Annotated in this window: 24 protein-coding genes and 1 other RNA gene; 9 read left to right on the forward strand and 16 right to left on the reverse strand. The window is 68.0% G+C overall.

Annotation, left to right across the window (positions count from 1 at the left end; genetic code table 11):
• Nucleotides 1-154 precede the first annotated feature (154 nt).
• A complete protein-coding gene (locus tag ACOZBP_RS10870; protein ID WP_422676455.1) occupies nucleotides 155-1,732 on the forward strand; it encodes a DUF5605 domain-containing protein in 1,578 nt (525 codons plus the stop codon).
• Here ACOZBP_RS10870 and ACOZBP_RS10875 read toward each other — a convergent pair.
• A complete protein-coding gene (locus ACOZBP_RS10875; protein WP_422676456.1) occupies nucleotides 1,729-2,730 on the reverse strand; it encodes an RluA family pseudouridine synthase in 1,002 nt (333 codons plus the stop codon). The genes ACOZBP_RS10870 and ACOZBP_RS10875 overlap by 4 nt on opposite strands.
• Before the next feature lie 35 nt (nucleotides 2,731-2,765).
• On the opposite strand from ACOZBP_RS10875, the gene ACOZBP_RS10880 reads away from it, so the two are divergent.
• Nucleotides 2,766-3,458 carry a DUF2799 domain-containing protein gene (locus tag ACOZBP_RS10880; protein WP_422676457.1) on the forward strand — a complete coding sequence of 231 codons (693 nt, stop codon included), beginning with the start codon at nucleotides 2,766-2,768 and terminating at the stop codon, nucleotides 3,456-3,458.
• A 67-nt stretch (nucleotides 3,459-3,525) separates the two neighbouring features.
• Here ACOZBP_RS10880 and fba read toward each other — a convergent pair whose 3' ends face one another.
• The 10 genes from fba to tkt all read right to left on the reverse strand — a co-directional run bounded on the left by fba (nucleotide 3,526) and on the right by tkt (nucleotide 15,206).
• A complete protein-coding gene (fba, locus tag ACOZBP_RS10885) occupies nucleotides 3,526-4,611 on the reverse strand; it encodes a class II fructose-bisphosphate aldolase (protein WP_422676458.1) in 1,086 nt (361 codons plus the stop codon).
• A gap of 162 nt (nucleotides 4,612-4,773) precedes the next feature.
• On the reverse strand, nucleotides 4,774-5,967 hold the full coding sequence (locus ACOZBP_RS10890; RefSeq protein ID WP_422676459.1) for a phosphoglycerate kinase: 1,194 nt from the start codon (nucleotides 5,965-5,967) through the stop codon (nucleotides 4,774-4,776).
• A gap of 132 nt (nucleotides 5,968-6,099) precedes the next feature.
• A complete protein-coding gene (locus ACOZBP_RS10895) occupies nucleotides 6,100-6,522 on the reverse strand; it encodes a hypothetical protein (RefSeq protein WP_422676460.1) in 423 nt (140 codons plus the stop codon).
• Between the two features lie 21 nt (nucleotides 6,523-6,543).
• Nucleotides 6,544-7,551, reverse strand: coding sequence for a type I glyceraldehyde-3-phosphate dehydrogenase (gap, locus tag ACOZBP_RS10900; protein WP_422676461.1), 1,008 nt, complete (start codon nucleotides 7,549-7,551; stop codon nucleotides 6,544-6,546).
• A 115-nt stretch (nucleotides 7,552-7,666) separates the two neighbouring features.
• A complete protein-coding gene (locus tag ACOZBP_RS10905; RefSeq protein WP_422676462.1) occupies nucleotides 7,667-8,956 on the reverse strand; it encodes a S41 family peptidase in 1,290 nt (429 codons plus the stop codon).
• A 54-nt stretch (nucleotides 8,957-9,010) separates the two neighbouring features.
• Nucleotides 9,011-9,256 (reverse strand): YbdD/YjiX family protein, encoded by a 246-nt coding sequence (locus tag ACOZBP_RS10910; protein ID WP_422676463.1) that lies wholly within the window; start codon nucleotides 9,254-9,256, stop codon nucleotides 9,011-9,013.
• Nucleotides 9,249-11,336 (reverse strand): carbon starvation CstA family protein, encoded by a 2,088-nt coding sequence (locus tag ACOZBP_RS10915; RefSeq protein ID WP_422676464.1) that lies wholly within the window; start codon nucleotides 11,334-11,336, stop codon nucleotides 9,249-9,251. Before ACOZBP_RS10915 ends, ACOZBP_RS10910 begins: the two co-directional genes overlap by 8 nt.
• Before the next feature lie 278 nt (nucleotides 11,337-11,614).
• Complete coding sequence (gene purT / locus ACOZBP_RS10920) at nucleotides 11,615-12,808, reverse strand: formate-dependent phosphoribosylglycinamide formyltransferase (RefSeq protein ID WP_422676465.1); 1,194 nt, start codon at nucleotides 12,806-12,808, stop codon at nucleotides 11,615-11,617.
• Nucleotides 12,809-12,812: 4 nt separating this feature from the next.
• On the reverse strand, nucleotides 12,813-13,202 hold the full coding sequence (locus tag ACOZBP_RS10925; protein ID WP_422676466.1) for a VOC family protein: 390 nt from the start codon (nucleotides 13,200-13,202) through the stop codon (nucleotides 12,813-12,815).
• A gap of 54 nt (nucleotides 13,203-13,256) precedes the next feature.
• The gene (tkt, locus tag ACOZBP_RS10930) at nucleotides 13,257-15,206 is read right to left on the reverse strand and encodes a transketolase (RefSeq protein WP_422676586.1); all 1,950 of its coding nucleotides are present in this window, start codon (nucleotides 15,204-15,206) and stop codon (nucleotides 13,257-13,259) included.
• A 144-nt stretch (nucleotides 15,207-15,350) separates the two neighbouring features.
• Between tkt and ACOZBP_RS10935 the strand changes: the two genes are divergently transcribed.
• The 5 genes from ACOZBP_RS10935 (at nucleotide 15,351) to ACOZBP_RS10955 (ending at nucleotide 17,791) form a co-directional block, all read left to right on the forward strand.
• Nucleotides 15,351-15,608 (forward strand): hypothetical protein, encoded by a 258-nt coding sequence (locus ACOZBP_RS10935; RefSeq protein ID WP_422676468.1) that lies wholly within the window; start codon nucleotides 15,351-15,353, stop codon nucleotides 15,606-15,608.
• Entirely contained in the window at nucleotides 15,608-15,946 is a 339-nt protein-coding gene (locus ACOZBP_RS10940) for a cell division protein ZapA (protein WP_422676469.1), read from the forward strand. The genes ACOZBP_RS10935 and ACOZBP_RS10940 overlap by 1 nt, the downstream gene beginning before the upstream one ends.
• 212 nt (nucleotides 15,947-16,158) lie before the next feature.
• A non-coding RNA gene (ssrS, locus tag ACOZBP_RS10945) (6S RNA) lies at nucleotides 16,159-16,319 on the forward strand.
• Between the two features lie 109 nt (nucleotides 16,320-16,428).
• Nucleotides 16,429-16,992, forward strand: a complete 564-nt coding sequence (locus ACOZBP_RS10950; RefSeq protein ID WP_422676470.1) for a 5-formyltetrahydrofolate cyclo-ligase — start codon at nucleotides 16,429-16,431, stop codon at nucleotides 16,990-16,992.
• The gene (locus tag ACOZBP_RS10955) at nucleotides 16,970-17,791 is read left to right on the forward strand and encodes a TIGR00282 family metallophosphoesterase (protein WP_422676471.1); all 822 of its coding nucleotides are present in this window, start codon (nucleotides 16,970-16,972) and stop codon (nucleotides 17,789-17,791) included. The genes ACOZBP_RS10950 and ACOZBP_RS10955 overlap by 23 nt, the downstream gene beginning before the upstream one ends.
• On the opposite strand, the gene ACOZBP_RS10960 is transcribed toward ACOZBP_RS10955, so the two are convergent.
• The 4 genes from ACOZBP_RS10960 to ACOZBP_RS10975 all read right to left on the reverse strand — a co-directional run bounded on the left by ACOZBP_RS10960 (nucleotide 17,788) and on the right by ACOZBP_RS10975 (nucleotide 22,674).
• Nucleotides 17,788-19,185 (reverse strand): cytochrome P450, encoded by a 1,398-nt coding sequence (locus ACOZBP_RS10960; RefSeq protein ID WP_422676472.1) that lies wholly within the window; start codon nucleotides 19,183-19,185, stop codon nucleotides 17,788-17,790. The two genes, ACOZBP_RS10955 and ACOZBP_RS10960, sit on opposite strands and share 4 nt — an antisense overlap.
• Nucleotides 19,186-19,254: 69 nt before the next feature.
• Nucleotides 19,255-19,620 (reverse strand): indole-3-glycerol-phosphate synthase, encoded by a 366-nt coding sequence (locus ACOZBP_RS10965; RefSeq protein ID WP_422676473.1) that lies wholly within the window; start codon nucleotides 19,618-19,620, stop codon nucleotides 19,255-19,257.
• On the reverse strand, nucleotides 19,620-21,830 hold the full coding sequence (purL, locus tag ACOZBP_RS10970) for a phosphoribosylformylglycinamidine synthase subunit PurL (protein WP_422676474.1): 2,211 nt from the start codon (nucleotides 21,828-21,830) through the stop codon (nucleotides 19,620-19,622). The genes ACOZBP_RS10965 and purL overlap by 1 nt, the downstream gene beginning before the upstream one ends.
• Before the next feature lie 46 nt (nucleotides 21,831-21,876).
• On the reverse strand, nucleotides 21,877-22,674 hold the full coding sequence (locus ACOZBP_RS10975; protein WP_422676475.1) for a hypothetical protein: 798 nt from the start codon (nucleotides 22,672-22,674) through the stop codon (nucleotides 21,877-21,879).
• 119 nt (nucleotides 22,675-22,793) lie between these two features.
• On the opposite strand from ACOZBP_RS10975, the gene ACOZBP_RS10980 reads away from it, so the two are divergent.
• Together ACOZBP_RS10980 and ACOZBP_RS10985 are read left to right on the forward strand one after the other, a co-directional pair.
• Entirely contained in the window at nucleotides 22,794-23,051 is a 258-nt protein-coding gene (locus tag ACOZBP_RS10980; protein WP_422676476.1) for a hypothetical protein, read from the forward strand.
• 54 nt (nucleotides 23,052-23,105) lie between these two features.
• Nucleotides 23,106-24,191 carry an aspartyl/asparaginyl beta-hydroxylase domain-containing protein gene (locus tag ACOZBP_RS10985; RefSeq protein ID WP_422676477.1) on the forward strand — a complete coding sequence of 362 codons (1,086 nt, stop codon included), beginning with the start codon at nucleotides 23,106-23,108 and terminating at the stop codon, nucleotides 24,189-24,191.
• Here ACOZBP_RS10985 and purQ read toward each other — a convergent pair.
• Entirely contained in the window at nucleotides 24,188-24,850 is a 663-nt protein-coding gene (gene purQ / locus ACOZBP_RS10990; protein WP_312784737.1) for a phosphoribosylformylglycinamidine synthase subunit PurQ, read from the reverse strand. The genes ACOZBP_RS10985 and purQ overlap by 4 nt on opposite strands.
• Nucleotides 24,851-24,871: the final 21 nt, after the last annotated feature.

Raw genomic sequence — 24,871 nt, forward strand, 5'->3', positions numbered from 1 at the left:
GACTGTGGCTCCCACGCCACCCATTCCGGCGAGGCTCTATATAAAACATCTTCTGTTGCTATTCAAGGCGGGGGCGCATCAGCCTGACACGCTTGCCAGTCGCCCCGGCGGTTTCGTATGACACCGGTGGACATATGCTTCTGGGGAGGGGTGAATGGCGCAGGGCATGACACGAAGGGGGGCGATCCTCACCGTTGGCGCGTTGAGCCTGGCCGGGGCGGCAAACGCTGAAGGCCAGAACCGTGTCGAGCGTTGGGGTCTGTATGAGATCGCCCTGCCGGCGACGGCCGTGGGCAATCCCTTTGATGTGAAGCTGGTCGGCGTCTTCACCAATGGTCGGACCACGCTGCGTGCGCCGGGCTTCTATGATGGGGAGGGCGTGTGGCGCATCCGCTTCTCGCCGCCCGAAACCGGGGCATGGCGATGGACCAGTGAAAGCTCTCTGTCGGCCTTGGACGGACGGCAGGGGGGCTTTGAGGCGATGGCGCCGGGGGCAGGCAATCATGGGCCGGTCGGGGTCGTAGAGACCTATCATTTCGCCTATGCGGACGGGACGCCCTATCGCCAGATCGGCACGACGGCCTATGGCTGGACCCATCAGCCGCAGGCGAAACGGGCGCAGACGCTGGAGACGCTGAAGACCGCGCCGTTCAACAAGATGCGGATGCTGGTCTTCCCCAACGCCTCGGTAAAGACGAACGAAGCCCTGTTCCCCTTCGAGAAGACCGGGGCGGGCGAAAAGGACTGGGACCTGACGCGGTTCAATCCCGCCTATTTCCACCGACTGGAAGCCTGCGTCGCGGCGCTGGGCGCGCTGGGGATCGAGGCGGACGTCATCCTGTTCCATCCCTATGACGGGCGCTACGGTTTCGACGAGATGCCGGCCGAGGCCGATGATCGCTATGTCCGCTACGTCGTGGCGCGGCTGTCGGCCTATCGGAACGTCTGGTGGTCAATGGCCAACGAGTTCGACATCCTGAAGACCAAGACGGACGGCGACTGGGACCGCATATTCCAGGGGGTGCAGGCCAGCGATCCCTATGGCCGGCTGCGGTCGATCCACAACTGGCGGCGGCTGTACGACAACTGCAAGCCCTGGGTGACCCATTCCAGCATCCAGAACGGTTCGGCGGTGCTGGACGACGCACGGGCCGAGACCTATCGCAGCGTCTGGAAGAAGGCGGTGGTCTTCGACGAGGTCTGTTACGAGGGCTCGCTCAGCGAACGGTGGGGTAATCTGACCGGGCCGCAGATGGTGCGCGCCTTCTGGCATGGCCTGATCGCCGGAACCTATGTCGGCCATTCCGAGTGTTTCCCGATCGACGGCGGCGAGTTCTGGCTGGGCGAGGGCGGCGAACTTCGCGGCGAAAGCGCGCCGCGTCTGGCCTTCCTGAAGTCGATCATGGAGGCGGGACCGCCTCCGGGCATAGAGCCGATCGACAAGTGGTGGGAGCAGCATCTGGGCGGCGCGCCGGGGCAGTATTACCTGCGTTACTTCGGCGACGACGCTCCTGCGGAATGGGCGGTGGATATTCCGCGTGACGAGATCACTGGCGGCGAACGTTTCCGGGCCGATGTCATCGACACCTGGAACATGACGGTTGAGCCAGCGCCCGGCGTCTTCACCCTGGCGCAGAAGGACACCAAATACTTCTTCCACGATCCGGCGCGACCGACGCTGGCCCTGCCGGGACGGAAGTGGATGGCGGTGCGTCTGACGCGGGTCGCCTAGAGCGCGGCCAGAAGCGCCTCGAGTCGCTGCATGTCCTCCGGCGGGGCGGTTTCGAAGCGCAGGGCTTGGCCGGTGACCGGGTGGACGAAGCCGAGGACGGCGGCGTGCAGGGCCTGGCGCGTCAGGCCGACTTCGGCGACGGCGGCGCGGACGGCGATGGCGGGGCTGCCCGAGCCATAGACAGGGTCGCCGAGCAGGGGAGAACCCTTGGACGCCAGATGGACGCGGATCTGGTGGGTGCGGCCGGTGTGAAGGGTGCAGGCGACGCGGGCGGCGAGCGGGGCGGCCGACGCCTTGGCGGGCTGGCCGAAGGTTTTCTGCACCACATAGTCGGTGATGGCCTCGCGACCGCCGGCCTTGAGCACGGCCATCTTCTTGCGGTCGCTGCTGGAGCGGCCGATCTGGGTCTGGATGCGGCCCTTCTCGGGGGAGGGCGCGCCGCGGGTCAGGGCCACATAGGTGCGCTCGATGTCGTGGGTGGCGAACAGGGCCGAGAGGCCGGCGTGGGCGCGGTCGGACTTGGCGGCGACCATGACGCCCGAGGTGTCCTTGTCCAGACGGTGGACGATGCCGGGGCGGGCCACGCCGCCGATGCCCGACAGGCTGTCGCCGCAGTGAGCCAGCAGGGCGTTGACCAGGGTGCCGGTCTCGCAGCCGGGCGCCGGGTGGGCGGCCATGCCCGGCGCCTTGTCGATGACGATCAGGTCGGCGTCCTCGAACAGGACGGTCAGGGGGATGGCCTCGGGCTGGGGCGTGGCGGCGACGACCGGGGGCATGACGACGGCGTAGAGGCCGGCCTGGGCCTTGGCCGAACCGCTGGTGACGGGCTGGCCGTCACGACGGACGGCGCCCTCGGCCAGCAGGGCCTGAAGCCGGGCGCGCGACAGCGCAGGGAAGGCGGCGGCCAGGGCTTTGTCGAGACGGACGCCGGGCGCGTCGATCTGCGCCTCGAGAATTTCCGCGTCGTCGTCTTCCGTCAGCAAAGGTTCATCGGCCATAGGGCGATCTAGCATGGCTTGCCCGGCGGGTCGTCATGTCGTCCATTGCTGCGGCCAAGCTGTCGCAACGCCGACCGGAAGAGATCGAGATGAAGGCTCTGATCGCCGCTGCTGTCGCCGCCACGGGGATCGCCCTTCTGGCCGGCTGCACCACCATGACCAAGGACCAGTGCCTGGCGGGCGCCTGGGGCGAGAAGGGCTATCAGGACGGGGTGTCGGGCTATCGCCCCAGCCGTCTGGATGACCATACCCAGGCCTGCGCCAAGTTCGGGATCGCGCCGAACCCAAGCGCCTATCTCGCGGCGCGGGACGACGGGCTGAGGACCTACTGCACCTGGGAGAGCGGTTTCCGGCAGGGGCGGCAGGGCGCCAGCTATGGCGGGGTCTGCTCGCCCGCCGAGGAGCGCGATTTTCTGCCGGCCTATGAGGATGGACGGCGGATCTATGGCGTGGAGCAGGCCGTGTCCTCGGCGGAAAGCGCGCTGAACTCGGCCGTCAGCCGCATCGACGACCGCGAGGACAAGCTGGAGGCCAAGCAGCGGGAGTTGCGTCAGGACGGGCTGACGGACGAGCAGCGCCAGCGCATCCGTGATCGCATTCGAGAGGTGCGCGGCGAGATTCAGGACGCACGGCGCGACGCACGCCGCGCAGAAGAAGAGCTGAGCTACGCCGAGATCGAGGCGCGGGCGGTGCGCGCCGCCATCGGCGGTCGATACGGGGTGTGGTGAAGGCAACGGCCTCTTGATCCTACCCCGAGCAGCGTAGCGGAACGGGGAGGATCAAAGGCGGGAAATATCAGGCCGCCTTGGTGGCCGAGGCGCCGAAGTGCGGGTCCAGGTCGCCGGCGGCGTAGCGCTTGGCCATCTGGGCGGTGGACAGGGGGCGGATCTTCGACGCCTGACCTTCGCAGCCGAACTGCTGGTAGCGCTCGATGCACAGCTTGCGCATGGCTTCCTTGGCGGGCTTGAGCCAGGCGCGCGGGTCGAACTCGCCCGGCTTTTCCATCAGCAGTTTGCGCACGGCGCCGGTCATGGCCATGCGGTTGTCGGTGTCGATGTTGATCTTGCGCACGCCGTGCTTGATGCCGCGCTGGATTTCCTCGACCGGCACGCCCCAGGTCTGGGGCATCTGGCCGCCGTAGGCGTTGATGATGTCCTGCAGGTCCTGCGGCACCGAGGAGGAGCCGTGCATGACCAGGTGGGTGTCAGGCAGGCGGCGGTGGATTTCCTCGATCACGTTCATGGCCAGGACTTCGCCGTCCGGCTTGCGGCTGAACTTGTAGGCACCGTGGCTGGTGCCCATGGCGATGGCCAGAGCGTCGACCTTGGTGGCGCGGACGAAGTCCACGGCCTGATCCGGGTCGGTCAGCAGGGCCGAGTGGTCCAGCTTGCCTTCGAAGCCGTGGCCGTCTTCGGCCTCGCCCATGCCGGTTTCCAGCGAGCCGAGCACGCCCAGTTCACCCTCGACCGAGACGCCGCAGCTGTGGGCCATTTCGGTGACGCGACGGGTGACGTCGACATTGTATTCGTAGGAGGCGGGGGTCTTGGCGTCTTCTTCCAGCGAGCCGTCCATCATCACCGAGGTGAAGCCGTACTGGATGGCGGTGGCGCAGGTCGCCGGGCCGTTGCCGTGGTCCTGGTGCATGCAGACCGGGATGTGCGGATACAGTTCGGCCAGGGCGTCGATCAGCTTGGCCAGGACGATGTCGTTGGCGTAGCTGCGGGCGCCGCGCGAGGCCTGGATGATGACCGGGGCGTTGACGGCTTCCGCCGCCTCCATGATGGCCAGGCCCTGTTCCATGTTGTTGATGTTGTAGGCGGGCAGGCCGTAGTCGTTCTCCGCCGCGTGATCGAGCAATTGTCGCAGCGTGATGCGCGCCATGGGTATCTCCTGAGCCGGATATTGTTTTGCTGAGGCTTTAGCCCGAAGGGGCGAGGAAGTCACGCCGGGTTACAGGACCAATCCGGCGTTCGCTCAAGTCTGAGGCAAAGAAAACCCCGCCTCTTTGCCGAGGCGGGGTCGAAATCTCGACAAGAGGTCAGGTCAGGCGCGCAGGGCCTCGACGCCCGGAAGGACCTTGCCCTCCATCCATTCCAGGAAGGCGCCGCCGGCGGTGGAGACGAAGGTCATGTCGTCGGCCGTGCCGGCGTGGTTCAGGGCCGCGACGGTGTCGCCGCCGCCAGCCACGGCGACCAGCTTGCCGGACTTGGCCAGTTCGGCGGCGTGCCTGGCGGCGGCCACGGTGGCCTTGTCGAAGGGCGGGACCTCGAACACGCCGAGCGGCCCATTCCAGATCAGGGTCTTGGACAGGTCCATGGCGCGGGCCAGGCGGGCGACGGTTTCAGGACCGGCGTCCAGGATCAGGTCGTCGGCGGCGATGCGGTCCAGGGCGCGGACGCCCGATTCGACGCCCGGCTTGATCGTCTTGGCCACCACGACGTCGACCGGCAGCAGCAGCTCGCAGCCCTTCTGACGGGCCTCCTCGATGATCTCGAGCGCGGTGTCGGACAGGTCCTTTTCGCACAGCGAACCGCCGACATCGACGCCTTGCGCGTGCAGGAAGGTGTTGGCCATGCCGCCGCCGATGGCCAGATAGTCCAGCTTGGCGACCAGGTTCTTCAGCAGGTCCAGCTTGGTCGAGACCTTGGCGCCGCCGACGATGCCGATGACGGGCTTCTGCGGATTGCCCAGCGCCGCGTCCAGGGCCGACAGCTCGCGCGCCATGGCGCAACCGGCGTATGCGGGCAGCAGACGGGCCAGCCCCTCGGTCGAGGCGTGGGCGCGGTGGGCGGCCGAGAAGGCGTCGTTGACGTAGAGGTCGCCCAGTTCGGCCAGCTGTGCGGCGAAGGCCGGGTCGTTCCTTTCCTCGCCCTTGTGGAAGCGGACGTTTTCCAGCAGCAGCACGCCGCCGGCGTCGAGGTCGGCCACGGCGGCCTTGGCCTCGTCGCCCACGCAGTCGTCGGCGAAGCGGACGGGGCCGTGCAGCAGCAGTTCCAGCGGCTCGACCACGGGGCGTAGGCTCATCGCGGCCACGCGTTCGCCCTTGGGACGGTCGAAGTGGGCCAGCAGGACGACCTTGGCGCCCGCTTCGCGCAGGCGGTGGATGGTCGGCAAGGCGGCCTTCAGGCGGGTGTCGTCGCTGACCTTGCCGCCCTCCATCGGCACGTTGAAGTCCACGCGGACCAGAGCGGTCTGGCCGGACAGGTCAGCGGCGTCGTCGAGGGTGCGGAAGGTCATGATGAAGTTCCAGGTCTTCCTTCTCCCTGTGGGAGAAGGTGGCCCGCAGGGCCGGATGAGGGTCGAACGTATCAGTCGGCGTAAGCCGTGGTCAGGACGCGATCAAGCGGACGTGTGCACGAATAGCGGCGCTCATATCGGACTACCGCCGGAGAAGACATGTCCCATGAACATCAGCAGGCCGAGAAGCATCAGTTGAAGCTGCAAGGCGACCGCAGGGACGAGCCAGGCGACGAGCCGTCGTCCGTGGCGTGCATGATCGCGGGCGGCGGTGATCGCCAGTGCGGCCAGCAGGGTCGGGGGCGCAAACCAGGCCAGGGTGGAGACTGGATCAGGCCATGACCGCGTCAGAAAGGGAAGGGCGAGGCCGATGAGGAGCAGTAGTCCGGCACCGAACCCACGGATGACGATGGCGCCGTCCGCTAAGGGGCCGAGGTCGGCCTTTCTCAGGCTCCACCATGCCAGTAAGCCCCAAAAGGCGATGGCGGCAAAAGACCATGGCAGGGTGTGTCCTGCAAAAAGGAAGAACCCCGGCAGTCCTGTGAACAAGAGCATGCCGGGGTTCTTTGCGAGGTCTTAAAGGAACTTGGCCATCACCAGGGCGGTGTCGGCCATGCGGGTCGCGAAGCCCCACTCGTTGTCGTACCAGGTCAGGACGCGGGCCAGCTTGCCGTCGACGACCTGGGTCTGGGGCAGGGCGGCGGTCGAGGAGGCCGCAATGTGGTTCAGGTCGATGGAGACCAGGGGGTCGGTCGTCGTGGCCAGGACGCCCTTCATGGCGCCGTCGGCGGCGGCTTGCAGGGCGGCGTTGATTTCCGCAACCGTGACTTCGCGACCGGCGACGACCTTCAGATCGACGACCGAGACGTTCGGGGTCGGGACGCGGATCGACGAGCCGTCCAGCTTGCCCTTCAGTTCCGGCAGGACCAGGCCCAGGGCCTTGGCGGCGCCGGTCGAGGTCGGGATCATCGACAGGCCGGCGGCGCGACCGCGGTACGGGTCCTTGTGCATCGTGTCCAGCGTCGGCTGGTCGCCGGTGTAGGCGTGGATGGTGGTCATGTAGCCGCGCTCGATGCCGAACAGATCGTTCAGCACCTTGGCGACCGGGGCCAGGGCGTTGGTCGTGCACGAACCGTTGGACACGACGATGTCGTCGGCGGTCAGGGTCTCATGGTTGACCTTGAAGACGATGGTCTTGTCGGCGTTGTCGGCGGGGGCCGAGACCAGGACGCGCTTGGCGCCGGCCTTCAGGTGGGCCGAGGCCTTTTCCTTCGACGTGAAGATGCCGGTGCACTCGAAGGCGATGTCCACCTTCAGTTCGGCGTGGGGCAGGTTGGAAGGGTCGCGCTCGGCCGTGACCTTGATCTTGCCCGTGCCGACGTCGATCCAGTCCTCGCCCGAGGTGATCGTGCCGGGGAAGCGACCGTGCACCGAATCATAGCGCAGCAGGTGGGCGTTGGTCTCGACCGGGCCCAGGTCGTTGATCGCCACGACCTCGATGTCCGTGCGGCCATGCTCGACGATCGAGCGAAGCACGAGGCGGCCGATGCGGCCGAAGCCGTTGATGGCGACGCGAACGGTCATGGGGAGGTCTCCTGAGCAGGGCGGTTATCTATTGGATGCCTTACTCGGACGATCGGCGCTGCGATTCAACCCCGCCGCCGTAACAAGGTGTGATCGGACGTAACCGAAGAGGGACCTAGCCGGCGCGACGCAGCAGACGACTGGAGCCCGTCTGGCTGTCGAGAACCTCGAGTCCCGTGACGCGGCCTTCGCCGTCACGCAGGAAACGGATGCGACGATAGGGCTCGTCGATGTCGAAGAAGAGATCAGGCGACAGGGGACGCAGACGCCAGGCCGGGCGGCGCTCGTTTCGCCAGGTCAGACCGTCCTGGGTCGCCCGGACTGTCGAGCCGCCGAAAGCCCCGAGATAGGGGGCGGGGTCGAAGGGGACCGGCGAGGCGTCCAGCGCTTCGCTCACCCAGGCGGCCTCGGTGGCGGCGGAGGCTGTGGCGTTCGTTTGGCCGGCGAGGGCGGCCTTCCAGGCGGTGTCCAGCGCGTCCTCGGCGGGCACGGCCATGTCGGGGCGGACGCCGACCTTCTCCCAGTTGCCGCCGGTCAGGGGATTGGTCGGCGAGCCGGTCGAGACGAAGACGCGATAGCCCGAGGGCGTGAAGACGGGGCCGCCCGGGTTGGCGGCGCCGCCCGAGGTCTCGCCGACGATGACGGCGCGCCGGGCGGCTTGCAGCGTATAGGCGAAGGCTTCCGCCGCCGAGCCGGTGCGGCCGCTGATCAGGACATAGACCGGCACATCCACGCGCGGGGCGGCGTAGGGCTGGGCCGGGGCCTCGCGGCTTTCGCCTTCCCGCGAATGGAAGCGGTTGTAGACGTCGGCGTCCGGCCCGACGAAGGCGCTGACCAGATAGCCGACCATGGCGGGCGAGCCGCCGCCGTTGTTGCGCAGGTCGATGATGACGGCGTTGGTGGTCGAGATCAGCTGAAGGGCGGCGTCGACCTGTTTGCGGGCGGGATCATCGGCCCCCTCGAAGTCGGCGAAGAAGCGCATCTCGATCAGACCGACGTTGCCAGGCAGGATCTGCACCGCGCGGAAGCCCTGGCCCTGACGGGCGGCCACGACGGGGAAGGGCACCGGGACGAGACCCGACGAAGCCGTCGCTGATGCGGCGAGCGCGGGACCTGACGGCGCTGGCTTGCTCACGCTGAAATGCTGGTCATAGGGTTCCAGCCGCGCGGTCAGGGCCGTTTCGAGATCCCGCGGATCGGTCAGGGCGTCGTAGCGACCCTGTGCGGCCTCGGCCTCCAGCGCCGTGGCGATCACCTCCGCCTTCGCAGGATCGAAATAGGCTTGGCGGATGGCGGCGGCGACCTGGCCGACGACGACGCGCGGGGCGGCGGGGGCCTCGGCCTGATGCGTGAGGGCCGGCGAGGCGGCGAGAAACAGGGCGACGGCGAGGGCGGTCAGCTTCATGCCCGCCACCTTATGCCGTCATGGTCCCCTGGCGAGTGAACTCGCGGTAAGGTCTCAGCAGCAGCGGAAGGCCCCGCCGGCGCCGAAGCGCCGCGCCTCGTGCAGACGGAAGAAGGCGGTGCGATCCAGCGGCGGCTGGTCCGGGTGGGTGGCCGCGGCGTGGGCGACATAGACCTCATAGTCGGGCTGGCCGACCATGAGGCTGGCGGTGCGGCGGGCGTCCTTGCCCCACCGCACCAGGGTGTCGCGGCAGGCGCAGAGCAGGTCTGCGCCGCCGGCCGGTTCAGAGGGACTAGGCACGGGCCACATCCATCGCCTTGTCTTCCAGCGTCAACTCATGCTCGGCCGGGGTCTCGACCACGGTCGGGTGGTTGATCCCGCGGGCCTTGAGGCAGGCGCGGACGCCATAGACCACCATGGTCAGGACCACGAACAGGAAGCCCGCCGTCAGGGCGGAGTTGACGTAGTCGTTGATGATGATCCGGTGCATGTCGCCCGCCGTCTTGGCCGGGGCCAGCAGGTCGCCGGCGGCAAGCGCCTCCTGATACTTCCGCGCATGGGCCAGGAAGCCGATCTTGACGTCGGGGTGCAGCAGCTTCTGGAAGCCCGCCGTCAGGGTGCAGATCAGCAGCCAGACCGCCGGGACCGCCGTGGCCCAGGCGAAGCGCTCGCGCTTCATCTTGAACAGGACCACGGTGCCCAGGATCAGGGCGACGGCGGCCAGCATCTGGTTGGCGATGCCGAACAGGGGCCACAGGCTGTTGATGCCGCCCAGGGGATCGACCACGCCGGTGTAGAGGAAGTAGCCCCACAGGCCGACGGTCAGGGCGGTGGCCAGGACGTTGGCGGTCCACGACTTGGTCTCGCGCATTTTCGGCACGGCGACGCCCAGCAGGTCCTGGATCATGAAACGGCAGACGCGGGTGCCGGCGTCGACCGTGGTCAGGATGAACAGGGCCTCGAACAGGATGGCGAAGTGATACCAGAAGGCCATCATGGCCTTGCCGCCGATGACGTTCGACAGGATGTGCGCCATGCCGACGGCCAGGGTCGGGGCGCCGCCCGCGCGCGACAGGATGGAGTGCTCGCCCACGTCGCGGGCCAGTTGCTCCAGCTCGCCCGGAGTGATGTGGAAGCCCCACTGGGCCACGGCGGCGGCGGCCGAGACGGCGTTGTCGCCGATCACCGCGACCGGGCTGTTCATGGCGAAATAGACGGCCGGGTCCAGCACGGTGGCGGCGATCAGGGCCATGATGGCCACGAAGCTTTCGCACAGCATGGCGCCGTAGCCGATCAGCGGGATCTGGTTCTCGTTCTCCAGCAGCTTGGGCGTGGTGCCCGACGAGATCAGGGCGTGGAAGCCCGAGACCGCGCCACAGGCGATGGTGATGAACAGGAAGGGGAAGAGGGCGCCGGAGAAGACCGGGCCGCTGCCGTCGATGAAGGGGGTGACGGCCGGCATCTGAACGTGAGGGCGCACGATGATGATGCCGACGGCCAGACCCAGGATGGCGCCGATCTTCAGGAAGGTGGACAGGTAGTCGCGCGGGGCCAGCAGCAGCCAGACCGGAATGACCGAGGCGACGAAGCCGTAGGCCATCATGGCCATGGCCAGGGTCGTGCCCGACAGGGTGAAGGCCGGGCCCCAGAAGGGATCAGCCGCGATATGGCCGCCGCCGATGATGGCGAGGATCAGCAGGACCACGCCGATGATCGAGACCTCGCCCACGCGACCGGGCCGCAGGTAGCGGGTGTAGAGACCCATGAAGATGGCGATGGGGATGGTGGCGGCGACGGTGAAGGTGCCCCACGGGCTCTCGGCCAGGGCCTTGACGACGACCAAGGCCAGAACCGCCAGAATGATGACCATGATCATCAGGACGCCGACCTGGGCGATGATGCCGGGGATGGGGCCCATCTCGGTGCGGACCATGTCGCCTAGCGAACGACCGTCTCGGCGGGTGGACATGAACAGGACCATCATGTCCTGCACCGCCCCCGCCAGCACCGCGCCGACCAGAATCCACAGGACGCCGGGCAGATAGCCCATCTGCGCCGCCAGCACCGGACCGACCAGAGGGCCTGCGCCCGCGATGGCTGCGAAATGGTGGCCGAACAGGACGTTGCGCGGGGTGGGCACATAGTCGAGCCCGTCGTTATGCCGCACCGCAGGCGTGGGTCGTTTCGCGTTCAGGCCCATGACCTTTCCGGCCAGATAGCGGGCGTAGAAGCGGTAGGCGATGGCGTAGACGCAGAGCGCCGCCACCACGATCCAGACGGCGCTGATGCTTTCGCCCTGGTGCAGGGCGATGACGCCAAGGGCGACCGCCCCCAGTATGGCGATGGCGCCGAAAATCAGCGCGGTCCTGAGCTTGCCCATGGCGAACGGTCCTCCGGGTCGACTGCGTGCGACCTTTCGGCATTTCTGGACCCATTAAGGCCTCGGCGCCAACCGACTAAAGTCGAAGGTCGGCGGGTTTATTTGAGGCAGGGCAGGCGTTGCAGCGGCGCAGGCTCTGTTTTCCTCCCCATTTCATGGGGAGGGGGACCGCGTAGCGGTGGAGGGGGCGGCGCAAACGTCAGCCGTCGAGACGCCCCCTCCGTCACATCGCCTGCGGCTCCGCGCCACCTCCCCATGAAATGGGGAGGAAAGAGACGTCAGGGCCTGACGACCCGCACCTTGCCCGCCGCTTCGGTCGCGCGCTGGCGAGCCTGATCCGTATCGGCGCCGCGGGCCAGGGCCACGCCCATGCGGCGACGCTCGAAGGCTTCGGGCTTGCCGAACAGGCGCAGGTCGGCGGTCGGCACCGACAGGGCCTCGGCCACGCCTTCGTACATCACGCCCTCGGCTTCCATGCCGCCGTAGATGACGGCGCTGGCGCCCGGCTCGCGGAGCGTGACGTCCACGGGCAGGCCGAGGATGGCGCGGGCGTGCAGGGCGAACTCGCTCATGGTCTGGGTCGCCAGGGTCACCAGGCCGGTGTCGTGCGGGCGCGGCGAGACCTCGGAGAACCAGACCTGGTCGCCGGTGACGAATAGTTCGACGCCGAAGACGCCGAGACCGCCCAGCGCATCCGTCACCTTGCCCGCGATGTCCTGCGCCGCCGTCAACGCGGCCTCGCTCATGACCTGGGGCTGCCAGCTTTCGACGTAGTCGCCCTTCTGCTGGCGATGGCCGATGGGGGCGCAGAAGTCCGTGCGGACGGCGCCGTCGCGTAGCGACCGCACGGTCAGCAGGGTGATCTCATAGTCGAAGGCGATGCGGCCCTCGACGATGACGCGGGTCGTGTCGACCCGACCGGACGCCAGGGCGTAGTCCCAGGCTTCGGCCACCGCGTCCGCGCGCTCCACATAGGACTGGCCCTTGCCCGAGGACGACATGACCGGCTTGACGAAGAAGGGGAAGCCGACGGCTTCGGCTCCCGCCGCCAGTTCTTCAGCCGAGCCTGCAAAGGCGTAGGGGCTGGTCGGCAGGCCCAGTTCCTCGGCGGCCAGACGGCGGATGCCTTCGCGGTTCATGGTCAGTTGGGTGGCGCGGGCGGTCGGAATGACGCGCGCCAGACCCGCCGCCTCGATGGCCGCCAGGACGTCGGTGGCGATGGCCTCGATTTCCGGCACGATGATGTGCGGGGCCTCGGCCATGATCAGGCCGTTCAGCACCTGAGGGTCGGTCATCGGAATGACGTGGCTGCGGTGCGCCACCTGCATGGCCGGGGCGTTGGGATAGCGGTCCACCGCGATCACCTCGGCGCCCAGACGCTGCAGCTCGATGGCCACCTCCTTGCCCAGCTCGCCCGAGCCGAGCAGCATGACGCGGGTGGCGTGGTCGGTAAGCGGCGTGCCGATCTTCATGGCGTCAGGCTCCGGTGGCAGGTTCGATCAGGTCCCAGGCGTTGCCGTAGAGGTCTTCGAAGACCACCACCTTGCCATAGGCCTCGTGACGGGGCGTTTCGCGGAAGACGACGCCGGCCTTCAGCCAGGCGGCGTGGTCGCGCATCAGGTCGTCGGTGTAGAGGAAGAGCCAGACGCGGCCGCCCGCCTGATCGCCGACGCGGGCGACCTGTTCCGGCGTTGTCGCGCGAGCGAGCAGCAGAGAGGTCTGGCCGCCTTGGGGCGTGACCCGGACCCAGCGCTTGCCGCCGCCCATGTCGGCGTCCTCGCTGAGCGTGAAGCCCAGCGTGCCGACATAGAAGGCGACGGCCTCGTCATAGTCCCTGACCAGCAGGCTGACGGCGCCGAGATGCATGACCTTCTCCCTGTCATGCCGGACAGGCGCTGCGCGCCGTCCGGGGGATGCTGACTAGAGCCGGGCCTTGGCGGCTTCGACCACGGCCTCGGCGGTGATGCCGAACTCGCGGTAGAGGACTTCGGCCGGGGCCGAGGCGCCGAAGCCGGTCATGCCGACAAAGCCGCCGTCTTCGCCGATGAAGCGTTCCCAGCCCTGCTTGATCGCGGCTTCCACGGCGACGCGGACGGTGCCGCGACCGATGACGGCGTCCTGATAGGCCTTGGGCTGCTGCTCGAACAGTTCGAAGCAGGGAACCGAGACGACGCGGGTCGGCACGCCTTCGGCCTCCAGCGTCTCAGCGGCCTTCAGCGCCAGGGCGACTTCAGTGCCGGTGCCGAACAGGGTGACCTTGGCCACGCCGTTGGCGGCCTTCAGCTCATAGGCGCCCTTGCGCGACAGGTTCTCGCCCGCGTCGGTCAGGCGGACCGCCGGGGTCTTCTGACGCGACAGGCACATGCCCGAAGGCGTCTTCTTGTGCTGCAAGGCGACCTGCCAGCATTCCAGCGCCTCGACCGTGTCGGCGGGACGGAAGACCATCAGGTTGGGAATGGCGCGCAGCGCCGCCAGATGCTCGACCGGCTGGTGCGTCGGGCCGTCTTCGCCCAGACCGATCGAGTCGTGGGTCAGGACGTGGACCACCCGCACGCCCATCAGGGCGGCCAGGCGGATCGCCGGGCGGCTGTAGTCCGAGAAGACCATGAAGGTGCCGGCGTAGGGAATGACGCCGCCGTGCAGGGCCATGCCGTTCATGGCCGAGGCCATGCCGTGCTCGCGCACGCCCCAGTTGACGTAGCGACCGGCGTAGTCGGGCGCGTCCATGATCTGGGTGTTCTTGACGAAGGTGTTGTTCGAGCCGGTCAGGTCGGCCGAGCCGCCGACCATTTCGGGGATGGCGGCGAACACGGTCTCCAGCGCCTCGCCCGAGGACTGGCGCGTGGCCAGGGCGGGCTGGCTCGAAACCAGTTCCTTCAGCTTGGCGTCCAGGGCCTCGAAGGCGCCGGTGAGCAGGTCGCCGGCCATGGCGCGGGTGAAGTCGTCCCGCTGGGCGTGGTTCAGCAGGCGGTTTTCCCAGGACTTGCGGGGCTTGGCGCCCTGCTTGCCCACCTTGGCCCAGGCCTTCTGGATGCCTTCCGGCAGGTCGAAGGGGTCGAAGGACCAGTGCAGGGCCTGACGCGTGGCGGCGATCTCGGTCGCGCCGAGGGCCGCGCCGTGGGTCTTGTGGCTGCCTTCCATGGTGGCGGCGCCCTTGCCGATCTTGGTCTTGCAGGCGATCAGCGTCGGTTTGGACTGCTTGGTCGCCCAGGCCAGGGCCTTCTGGATCTGCTTGTGGTCGTGGCCGTCGATGGCCTTGACCGCCCAGCCCGAGGCCTTGAAGCGCGCCAGCTGGTCGGTGTTGTCCGACAGCGAGACCTTGCCGTCGATGGTGATCTCGTTGTCGTCCCACATGACGCAGAGCTTGTTCAGCTTCAGGCGACCGGCCAGGGCGATGGCTTCCTGCGACACGCCTTCCATCAGGCAGCCGTCGCCGGCGATGACCCAGGTGCGGTGGTCGACCAGGTCCGAACCGAAGCGGGCGGCCAGGTGGCGCTCAGCCAGGGCGAAACCGACCGAGTTGGCGATGCCCTGACCCAGGGGGCCGGTGGTCGTCTCGATGCCGGTCATGTGACCGTATTCCGGGTGGCCGGCGGTCCTGGCGCCCCACTGGCGGAAGTTTTCCAGCTGTTCGCGGGTCGCGTCCTTGTAGCCGGTCAGGTGCAGCAGGCTGTAGATCAGCATCGAGCCGTGGCCCGCCGACAGGATGAAGCGGTCGCGGTCGGCCCAGTCGGGACGGCTGGCGTCGAACTTCAGGAATTTCGAGTAGAGGACGGTGGCGACGTCGGCCATGCCCATGGGCATTCCGGGGTGGCCGCTCTTGGCCTTTTCGACGCCGTCCATGGCCAGGACGCGAATGGCGTCGGCCATCTGCTTGGGCGAAGGCTTGGCGAATGCAGCTTGGGCGTCGGTCACGGCGAGACCTTTCCTCAGGAAACAGGATATAGCGGGGCGGCGCCGCTTTACCCCGACGCGCGCACAGGTTCTATACGGAATCTGGACGAAAGGACCCCAATGGACGCCGTTACGGCCGCAAAGACACGCATCGACAAGGCCCTGGCCCTGCTGGAACGCAAGGTGCTGGAGCTGAAGGCGCGTCCGGCCACCGCCCCCGCCATCACCGACGACGACCTGTTTGCGCCGCGAGCGTCGAACGCCGCCGACCTGACGCGTATCGCCGAGCTGGAGGCTGCGGGCCGTGATGCGGCCGAGGCCCTGGGCCGCGCGGCCGAGGCCGTGCGCGACGTTCTGGCCGAACAGGAGGCGCGCTGATGGCGACCGTTACAGTCGAGGTCAACGGCCGCTCCTACGCCGTCGGTTGCGCCGACGGCCAGGAAGAGCGCGTCGGCATCCTGGCCCGTCAGTTCGACACCCATGTCCGCCAGATCGCCGGCGACGTCGGCCATGTCGGCGACCTGCGCCTGTTCCTGATGGCCTCGCTGATGCTGGCCGACGAACTGCATGAAGCGCGTCAGCGGCTGGAGAACGGGCAGGGGCCGGCTGAACAGGACGGTCCGGTCAAGGCTCCGCCGCCGCCCGCTGGCGACGGCGTGGCCGAGGCGCTGAACGCGGTCGCGGCGCGCATCGAGAAGATCTGCCAGACGATCTGACAGCTCTCCAGCCGTCATCCCGGCCAAGCCTTGCAGAGCAGGGCGCAGAGCGGGATCCAGGCGCCGGCTTTCAGATGGTTCCTTGTCGGGATGATCTGACCGGCTGGGTCCCGGATCGTCCCTTCGGGCCGTCCGGGATGACGGAAGAAACAAGACGCGCCTGATCCGCCATTGTTGAAACCCGCCGGAACGCCTATCTTGCTCGACGGCGGGTCCTGCTGCGGCTCACGTCGAAGACAACATATCCTTCTGACCTTAATTCACTCTAAGGGATCTGTCCCTGTCCGGGCTCGAGGGCCTGGGCATATGGAGCCCACCTGGCTACCCAGGTCGAGAGGATTTAAACGTTCTTCACGGTTCTTGCGGCGCCGCCACCCTTTCATTTTGTTGCGCTATGCTCGCGACGCGGTCGCTCGCGGCTTGAGCGCGTTTTATGCGCTATCGTTAAGCGCGTTGACGTCCAGATGGGCTTGAGACGGCGCATGGCCTCCAAACACGAACTCCGCGCCTCCATGCGCGCCCTGCGCAAGCGGCTGGCCGAGGTCGATAATGAAGCGGCAGAGCGCGCCGCCGGTCACGCCGAGGCCCTGCCCGCTGGCGACACCGTCGCCCTCTATCGCGCCATGGGGTCGGAGCTGGACGCGGACGCCCTGGCCAATAGCCTGCATCAATCCGGGCGTCGCCTCTGCCTGCCAGTGGTGATCGAGCGCGACGCGGCCATGATCTTTCGCGCCTGGGCGCCGGGCGAGCCGCTGGAGCTGGACGCCGCCGGATGTCCCGCGCCTCTGCCACTCACCGAAGTCGTCACGCCTGATCTGATCCTGACGCCCCTGCTGGCCTTTGACGCGTACGGCGGGCGGCTGGGGCAGGGCGGGGGCTATTACGACCGGACCTTCGCCGTCCTGCCGGATGCGGTGCGCGTCGGCTTCGCCTATGCGGGGCAGGAGGTCGAACGCCTGACGCTCGAGCCTCATGACATGCGTCTGCATGGCGTTCTGACCGAGACCGGCTATAGAGCCGTCCATGAGATTGGCATTTTTCGGTGACGTGGTCGGCAAGTCCGGGCGCGATGGGCTTTCGGATCATCTTCCGGGGCTGAGGCGCGACCTCAAACTCGACTTCGTGGTGGTCAACGCCGAGAACGCCGCAGGCGGCTTCGGCATCACCGAGAACACGGCGCGCGAGATCTTCGCCGCCGGCGTTGACGTCCTGACCCTGGGCAACCACAGCTGGGACCAGCGCGAGGCCCTGACCTATATCGTGCGCGAGCCGCGTCTGATCCGTCCCGCCAACTATCCGCGCCTGATGGATGCGCCGGGACGGGGCGCCGATGTCTTCGTCACCGCGGACGGTCGTCGGGTTCTGGTCATCAACGTCCTGGGCCGGGTCCACATGGACCCGATGGACGACCCGTTCAGCGCCGTTGAGCGCGAACTGGAGGCCGCGCCCCTGGGCGTCGTCGCCGACGCCGTCATCGTCGACATGCACGCCGAGGCCACCAGCGAAAAGATGGGCATGGGCCACTTCTGCGACGGCCGCGCCAGCCTGGTGGTCGGCACCCACACCCACGTCCCGACCGCCGACGCCCAGATACTGCCCGGCGGCACGGCCTATCAGACCGACGCTGGCGGTTGCTGCGACTACGACTCGGTCATCGGCAACGACAAGGAAGAGCCGCTGCGTCGCTTCACGACGCGGCTTTCCGGCGGGCGCTACACCCCGGCCAGCGGCCCGGCCACCATCTGCGGCGTCTTCGTCGAGACCGACGACCGCACGGGTCTGGCCGTCCGCGTGGAGGCCATCCGCGTCGGGGGCCGCTTGAGCCAGGCCATCCCGCAGGTCTAGGTCGCCTCGGCCCGATCCCGTCGCGCCCGCAACCGCAGGCGCATCGTCCGGCTGCTCCGCAACGTCACCTGATGGACCGGTCGGGGCTCGACCGGGGTGATGGCCTCGACCTCGGCGACCTTGAGGATTTCGGCCAGGGCGATGATGGCCTCCTGCATGGCGAAGGCGGCGCCGATGCAGATGCGCGGGCCGCCGCTGAAGGGCAGCCAGGCGTAGCGGTCGATGGACTTGCGCTTTTCCGGCAGGAAGCGTTCGGGGCGGAAGGCGTCGGGTTCGTCCCACAGCTTTTCGTGACGATGGATGACCCAGGGCGCGATCAGCACGCTTTCACCCGCCTTGACCGCGTGGCCGCCGATGACGTCGTCGGCCACCGCCTGACGGATCATGGCCGGGGCGGGCGGGAACAGCCGCATGGCCTCTTGGATCACGGCCCGGTGCCAGTGAAGATCACGCAAGCCGCCGGCGCTGCGGTCCCAGCCGTCGGCCTCGGTTTTCAGGATCTCGGCCACGCGCTTGTCGCGGCTGATCAGGTGCAGGGTCCAGCCCAGGGTCCGCGCCGTCGTCTCATGCCCGGCCAGGATGAAGGTCAGGATGTTGGCGGCGACCTCGTGATCCGACAGGCCCGAGCCGTCGCCTTCTTCATCGCGGGCGCTGAGCAGGGCGGTCAGAAGGTCTTCGGGCGCTTCCTCGCCCTGTTCCAGCCGGGCACGACGGCGCGCCACCAGGGCGCCGACCCGTTCCTGGAAGAAGCGCGCGTCGCCGCCTGAGGCGACGCGGCCCAGACGCGGGATCCAGTCGGGGGCCTTCAGCGCGTCCAGCGGACTGATCCGCGCGCCGACCGCCAGGAAGTGGTTCAGCGCCTTTTCGAAGCCCGCCGCATCGCCGTCCAGATCATCCGAGAACAGGGTGGCCGACAGGATGTCGAAGGTCAGCCCGCTCATCTCGCTGTCGATGTTCAGCACTCGCGCGCCGTGTTCCAGCCGCCAGCTCTCGACCCGGCGGCGGCAGACCCGGTCCATCGCCTCGGCCGTGCGCGCCGTATGGGCGGGGGTGAAGAGAGGGGCCATGATCCGCCGGGCGCGTCGCCACTGCTCACCCTCGGTCAGCAGCAGGCCGTCGGCCAGCATCGGGCCGAGGACGCGGCGTTGCAGGTCGCCCTTCTCATAGTTGGCGGCGTTGTCGGTCAGGACGTGACGCACCCCGGCCGGATCGCTGACCACCAGAGAGCGACCCAGCGGCGACTGGCCGGAGATATAGAGTTCGCGGAAATGGGCCTCGCCCCAGATGGTCAGGGGGTCGCGCCAGCTCTGCCACAGGAAGGGCAGCAGGCTGAGGCGCCGGGTGCGGCGCGGCGGGGTCCAGGGGCGGAAGGTCGAGGCGGCGGCGTCAGTCACGGAGCGCTCCTTTTCAGGGTCGAACCATACTTATTGACCATCTTGTCAAAAAGAAGAGGTCTTCACCTCTTATTGCGACGCCGCCTTGTCGCGGGCCATGGCCGCTTGCTGCGCTTCCAGCGCCCGCAACCGGCCCTCGTCGGCGCGGAGGTCGCCGGTCAACTGGCCCTTGAGGGCCGGATCGCTGGTCGTGGCGAGCAGAGCGCGGGTGTCGGCGACGGCCTGCCGCCGGGCGGCGATCAGGCGGGCCAGTTCGTCGCTGGCCTGGGCGGACGGCCGCGCGGCCTCTTCTTCCTCGGTGGTCTTCAGCGCGGCGGCCTGACGGGCGGCGGCGGCGTCGCGCAGGGCGTGCTGGACCGGGTCGCCGCCCTCGACGTCGCAGGCGGCCAGCAAGGCCGCGCCGCCGAGGATGAGGGCGACGGCGCGAGCGCGCATCAGCCCTCGATCCAGTTCGGCATCCAGCCTTCGTGGATCTCGCGCAGGTGGGCGACGGGGATGCGGTAGAGCTCGCCCTTCGGACCCGAGGAGGCGAAGTCCGCGCCCTTGGCGACGCCGACGACCGAGGCGTGCAGACCAGCCTCCCTGGCTTGCGCCAGCAGGGCTTCGGCGTCCGACACCGCGACCAGATAGCGGGCCTGGTCCTCGCCGAACAGGAAGGCGTGGGCGTGGGCGGCGCTGCTGGCGTTCAGCTCGATCCCGACGTCCGAGGCCAGGGCGATGTCCGCCGCCGCGCCGACCAGGCCGCCGTCCGACAGGTCGTGCACGACCGTCAGCTCGCCGGTCTCGATCAGGCCGCGCACGAAGTCGCCGGTCTTGCGTTCCAGCTTCAGATCGACCGGCGGCGGGGCGCCGTCTTCACGACCCAGAACCTCGCGCAGATAGATGGACGAACCCAGCTCGCCGTGCGTCTGGCCGATCAGGACCAGAACATCGCCCTCGGCCACGCCGCCGAAGCCGGTGGTCACGTCATAGTTGGTCAGCAGGCCGACCGCGCCGACCGTCGGGGTCGGCGGAATGGCCACGCCGTTGGTCTCGTTATAGAGGCTGACGTTGCCGCTCACGACGGGGAAGTCCAGCTCGCGGCAGGCCTCGGCCATGCCGTCGGTGGCGCGCACGATCTGGCCCATGATCTCGGGGCGCTGCGGGTTGCCGAAGTTCAGGTTGTCGGTGATGGCGATGGGACGCGAGCCCACGGCGGTCAGGTTGCGCCAGGCCTCGGCCACGGCCTGCTTGCCGCCTTCATAGGGGTCGGCCTGGACATAGCGCGGGGTGCAGTCGCTGGTGACGGCCAGACCCTTGTCCGTGCCGTGGACGCGGACCACGCCGGCGTCGGCGCCGGTCGAGGAGTCCTGAAGCGTGTCGGCCATGACGTGGCGGTCGTACTGTTCCCAGATCCAGCGCTTGGACGCCATGTCCGGGCAGGCGATGACCTTGATCACCGCGTCGTTCCAGCTTTCCGGCGCCGGAACCTCGGACGGCTCCAGGCGAGGCTGAAGCTCGGGCTGGACCCAGGGACGGTCGTAGAGGGGCGCGTCGTCGAACAGCGGGGCCAGCGGCACGTCGCAGACCACCTCGCCGTGATGCTTAAGCACCAGATGGCCCGTGTTGGTCGTCTTGCCGATGATGGCGAAGTCCAGGCCCCACTTCTGGAAGATGCGATAGCCGACGTCCTCGAAGCCCGGCTTCAGGACCGCCAGCATCCGCTCCTGGCTTTCCGACAGCATCATCTCATAGGCGGTCATGCCCTCTTCGCGCTGGGGCACCTTGTCGAGGTCCAGCTCGACGCCGACGCCGCCCTTGCCCGCCATCTCCACGGACGAAGAGGTCAGACCCGCCGCGCCCATGTCCTGAATGGCGGCGACCGCGCCCGAGGCCATCAGCTCCAGCGTGGCCTCGATCAGCAGCTTCTCGGCGAAGGGATCGCCGACCTGGACGGTGGGGCGCTTGGCCTCCGACTCGTCGTCGAACTCGGTCGAGGACATGGTGGCGCCGTGGATGCCGTCGCGGCCCGTCTTGGAGCCGAAATAGACCACGTCATGGCCCGCCTCCGGCGCGGCCGAGTAGTAGATCTCATCGGCCTTGGCGATGCCCACGCACATGGCGTTGACCAGGATGTTGCCGTTGTAGCCCTTGTGGAAATTGGTCTCGCCCGCGACCGTCGGCACGCCGACGCAGTTGCCATAGCCGCCGATGCCGGCGACCACGCCCTTGACCAGTCGCTTGGTCTTCTCATGCGAAGGCTCGCCGAAGCGCAGGGCGTTCAGCAGGGCCACCGGGCGGGCGCCCATGGTGAAGACGTCGCGCATGATGCCGCCCACGCCCGTCGCCGCGCCCTGATAGGGTTCGATGTAGGAGGGGTGGTTGTGGCTCTCCATCTTGAAGATGCAGGCATCGCCGTCGTCGATGTCAATGACCCCGGCGTTCTCGCCCGGGCCGCAGATGACGCGCGGTCCCGTGACCGGGAACTTCATCAGCTGCTTCTTGGAGGACTTGTAGGAGCAGTGCTCGGACCACATCACCGAGAAGACGCCCAACTCGACATGGTTGGGCTCGCGGCCCAGCCGGTCCAGCAGGACCTCATACTCGTTCGGAGCCAGACCGTATTCAGCGGCCAATTCTGCGGTGGTCTTTTGCGGAGCGCTCATGGGCGGGGCTTCTAGCCGGGTCTGAGCCTCCTGTCAGCCCGTCCGATCAGCGAGCGCGCTCAACACCGCGTTTCAAACTGAAGACCAGGATGACGGCGGCCACCACCAGCAGGAAGGCGGCGCCCAGGGCGGTGAAGCCAAGCAGCGGATTCCGCTCCTGTTCCGCCACGAAGGCCCCGACCAGACCCCAGGCGATGGGCAAGGGATAGGCCAGGGTCCGCAGGCTGGCCGTCACCGCCGCGCCGATGAGAACCACGACCACGACGGCGGCGATGGCCCAGCCGGTGGGCGACAGGAAGGCGGGCAGGGCGTCGAACGCCGTCGCCGTGGTAATCAGGTTCAGCGGCGCGGCGATGGTCAACCACCCGGCCAGCGCCGCCAGCGGCCAGATCAGGAACCAGCGGTCGCGCTCGGTCAGCCCGGTCGAACGTATGGTGCGCGCCACGGCCAGCATGGGAACCAGCAGGGCCAGCAGCGAGGCGAAGATGATCACGACGCTGGCCGCCTTCAGGTTCAGCGCAGCGGCGATAATCCACATGCCGATGCCGAACAGGGCCACGGCCGAGGGCCAGCCCATCCGGTTGATCAGCACGCTTTCACCCGTCTGCGGCAGGGCCTGACGCCCGGCATAGGTCAGCAGGCCCAGATAGATCAGGCCCCAGATCGAAAAGGCGTAGCCGGCCACCTTCAGGGTCTGATTACCGTCCGCCGCGAACTCGGCCTGGGACAGCCCGAAGCCAGCCAGATTCTGTACGAGCGGAACAACTACGGCGAAAACAGCGGCGGCCAGCACCACAAGCCGACGAGTGCGTTGGCGCGGGTTGGGACGTTCAATGGCGGACATGGTCGACGGCTCCGGCTCAGCTTCGCCGTAACTACGCGTCAGAGATGGATTCGGTTCACCGGAACCGCAGGGCTCGCGCTCCGCTTAGGTCCGGAAGCACCCTGCAACAGGAGACCGCCATGGCCGACCCCGACAACCTGCCCGACGACCTCGCCCTAGAAACCGACGAGGTCGACACCAACCGCGCCCTTGAGCAGGGTTTGGGCGTCGGTGCGCGCGAACTGGCCGCGATCGGGGAATCTGGTGAAGCGGGCACTCTGGAGCGTCCGCTTGATGAAGACGGCGAGCCGATTCAGCCGGAGATCGAGGTCGATGAGCTCGGCCGGAGCGCCAGCGTACTGGATCGCGCCAGCCACACCAAGGCGCGGTCCGAGTAGGAGTCTGAGGCGACGCCGCTTGACGGCGTCGCCGCCCCATCGTTCCCTTGTTCCATGAGCGATGTTAGACTGTCCGATGCCGGTGTTCTTCTTGCTCAGGCGCGGGCGGCGCGAGACCGTGACGACTTCGCCGCGCTGGCGGTCGCCGCGGACGCTCTGCTGCGCCTGAATCCGCGTGAGCCTCGCGCTCTGGTGCTGAAGGCCGATTCCTTGGCGGGACTGAAAGATCATCGCGCGGCCGTCAGCTTCTACGGCGCCGCGTTGGCCCAAGGCCGGGCTATCGCTTCACCCCCGCCAGAACTTCGCGCCGAACTGGAACGCGCGGCCCGCGCCCAGGCCGAAGGGGCGCGGCGGTTTGAACAGGGGCTACGCGACGGGCTTGTGGCGCGCGGCTTTGATCCGGCCTCCTCCAGCACGCGGTTCGCGGCCTCGCTGGACCTGATGACAGGCAAGCGACGGCTCTACTATCAGCAGCCGAAATTCTACATGTTTCCCGGCCTGCCGCAGGTGGAGTTCCAGCCGCGCGAGACGGTCGCCTGGCTGGTCGGGGTCGAGGCCGCGGCGCCGGCGATTCGCGCCGAGTTGGACGCCGTCCTGGCCGAGCCGGCCCTGTTCGCCCCCTATGTCGAGGATCGCGCCAACCGCCCGAAGAGCGATCAGGCCGGCATGCTGGACAACGCCGCCTGGAGCGCTGTCTTTCTTTGGAAAGACGGGGCCGAGGTTCCCCAGATCGCCGCGCGCTGCCCCGAGACCATGCGGGCCTTGGCTGAGGCGCCCCTGTGCCGAATTCCGGGCCGTTCGCCGTCCATCTTGTTTTCAAGGCTTCAGGCCGAAGCGAAGATTCCGCCCCACCACGGCCTGATCAACACCCGCCTGATCTGCCACCTGCCGCTGATCGCACCGCCCGGTTCGCATTTCCGCGTCGGCGGCGAGGTGCGCGAATGGAAGGAAGGCCAGGCCTGGGCCTTCGACGACACCATCGAGCATGAGGCGTGGAACGACAGCGGCCGCGACCGCACCATCCTGATCTTCGACGTGTGGAAGCCCGAGATCACGACGGAGGAACAGGACCTGATCCGCGCCCTGTTCGCGACCATCGACGCCGCCGGTGGTTCCGACGCGCCGAAACTGGGGTTCTAGGCCGCCGCGTAGATGCTCTGGAACAGGGTGGCGCCGTCGGCGCTGCCCAGTTCCGCTTCGAAGGCGCGGTCGGGGTGGGGCATCATGCCCAGCACATTGCCGCGGGCGTTCTGGATTCCGGCGATGTCGGCGACCGAGCCGTTGGGGTTGTCGACGTAGCGGAACACCACCTGGCCCTCGCCCTCCAGACGGGCCAGGGTTTCGGCGTCGGCGAAGTAGTTTCCGTCGCCGTTGCCCTGGGTCATGACCACTTCGCGCTGGCCCTGATAGCCCGAGGTGAAGCGGGTCTGGCCGTTGGCGACCGTCAGGCTGATGGGCTTGCAGACATACTTCAGACCGGCGTTGCGCAGCAGGGCGCCCGGCAGCATGCCGGCCTCGCACAGGACCTGGAAACCATTGCAGATGCCCAGAACGGCGACGCCGTCGTCGGCGGCCTTCTTGACCGCCTGCATGATCGGGGCCTGGGCCGCCATCGCGCCGCAACGCAGATAGTCGCCGTAGGAGAAGCCGCCCGGCAGGACGATCAGATCGAGGCCTTTCGGCAACTCGGTCTCGGCGTGCCAGACCATCTGGACCTGTTCGCCAGTGGAACGTTCGACGGCGACCTTGCAGTCGCGGTCGCAGTTGGAACCGGGGAAGACGATGACGGCTGCGCTCATGGGCGGGCCTCCTAGCACCCT

Source organism: Brevundimonas sp. NPDC058933 (assembly GCF_049315965.1).
Lineage (GTDB): Bacteria > Pseudomonadota > Alphaproteobacteria > Caulobacterales > Caulobacteraceae > Brevundimonas.

What these genes read in the sequence shown, in the direction of transcription:
- ACOZBP_RS10870 (WP_422676455.1), top strand. Translation starts at nt 155, where the DNA reads ATGGCGCAGGGCATGACACGAAGGGGGGCGATCCTCACCGTTGGCGCG.
- ACOZBP_RS10875 (WP_422676456.1), bottom strand. Translation starts at nt 2,730, where the DNA reads ATGGCCGATGAACCTTTGCTGACGGAAGACGACGACGCGGAAATTCTC.
- ACOZBP_RS10880 (WP_422676457.1), top strand. Translation starts at nt 2,766, where the DNA reads ATGTCGTCCATTGCTGCGGCCAAGCTGTCGCAACGCCGACCGGAAGAG.
- fba (WP_422676458.1), bottom strand. Translation starts at nt 4,611, where the DNA reads ATGGCGCGCATCACGCTGCGACAATTGCTCGATCACGCGGCGGAGAAC.
- ACOZBP_RS10890 (WP_422676459.1), bottom strand. Translation starts at nt 5,967, where the DNA reads ATGACCTTCCGCACCCTCGACGACGCCGCTGACCTGTCCGGCCAGACC.
- ACOZBP_RS10895 (WP_422676460.1), bottom strand. Translation starts at nt 6,522, where the DNA reads ATGCTCTTGTTCACAGGACTGCCGGGGTTCTTCCTTTTTGCAGGACAC.
- gap (WP_422676461.1), bottom strand. Translation starts at nt 7,551, where the DNA reads ATGACCGTTCGCGTCGCCATCAACGGCTTCGGCCGCATCGGCCGCCTC.
- ACOZBP_RS10905 (WP_422676462.1), bottom strand. Translation starts at nt 8,956, where the DNA reads ATGAAGCTGACCGCCCTCGCCGTCGCCCTGTTTCTCGCCGCCTCGCCG.
- ACOZBP_RS10915 (WP_422676464.1), bottom strand. Translation starts at nt 11,336, where the DNA reads ATGGGCAAGCTCAGGACCGCGCTGATTTTCGGCGCCATCGCCATACTG.
- purT (WP_422676465.1), bottom strand. Translation starts at nt 12,808, where the DNA reads ATGAAGATCGGCACGCCGCTTACCGACCACGCCACCCGCGTCATGCTG.
- ACOZBP_RS10925 (WP_422676466.1), bottom strand. Translation starts at nt 13,202, where the DNA reads ATGCATCTCGGCGCCGTCAGCCTGCTGGTCAGGGACTATGACGAGGCC.
- tkt (WP_422676586.1), bottom strand. Translation starts at nt 15,206, where the DNA reads ATGGCCGACGCCATTCGCGTCCTGGCCATGGACGGCGTCGAAAAGGCC.
- ACOZBP_RS10935 (WP_422676468.1), top strand. Translation starts at nt 15,351, where the DNA reads ATGGACGCCGTTACGGCCGCAAAGACACGCATCGACAAGGCCCTGGCC.
- ACOZBP_RS10940 (WP_422676469.1), top strand. Translation starts at nt 15,608, where the DNA reads ATGGCGACCGTTACAGTCGAGGTCAACGGCCGCTCCTACGCCGTCGGT.
- ACOZBP_RS10950 (WP_422676470.1), top strand. Translation starts at nt 16,429, where the DNA reads ATGGCCTCCAAACACGAACTCCGCGCCTCCATGCGCGCCCTGCGCAAG.
- ACOZBP_RS10955 (WP_422676471.1), top strand. Translation starts at nt 16,970, where the DNA reads ATGAGATTGGCATTTTTCGGTGACGTGGTCGGCAAGTCCGGGCGCGAT.
- ACOZBP_RS10965 (WP_422676473.1), bottom strand. Translation starts at nt 19,620, where the DNA reads ATGCGCGCTCGCGCCGTCGCCCTCATCCTCGGCGGCGCGGCCTTGCTG.
- purL (WP_422676474.1), bottom strand. Translation starts at nt 21,830, where the DNA reads ATGAGCGCTCCGCAAAAGACCACCGCAGAATTGGCCGCTGAATACGGT.
- ACOZBP_RS10975 (WP_422676475.1), bottom strand. Translation starts at nt 22,674, where the DNA reads ATGTCCGCCATTGAACGTCCCAACCCGCGCCAACGCACTCGTCGGCTT.
- ACOZBP_RS10980 (WP_422676476.1), top strand. Translation starts at nt 22,794, where the DNA reads ATGGCCGACCCCGACAACCTGCCCGACGACCTCGCCCTAGAAACCGAC.
- ACOZBP_RS10985 (WP_422676477.1), top strand. Translation starts at nt 23,106, where the DNA reads ATGAGCGATGTTAGACTGTCCGATGCCGGTGTTCTTCTTGCTCAGGCG.
- purQ (WP_312784737.1), bottom strand. Translation starts at nt 24,850, where the DNA reads ATGAGCGCAGCCGTCATCGTCTTCCCCGGTTCCAACTGCGACCGCGAC.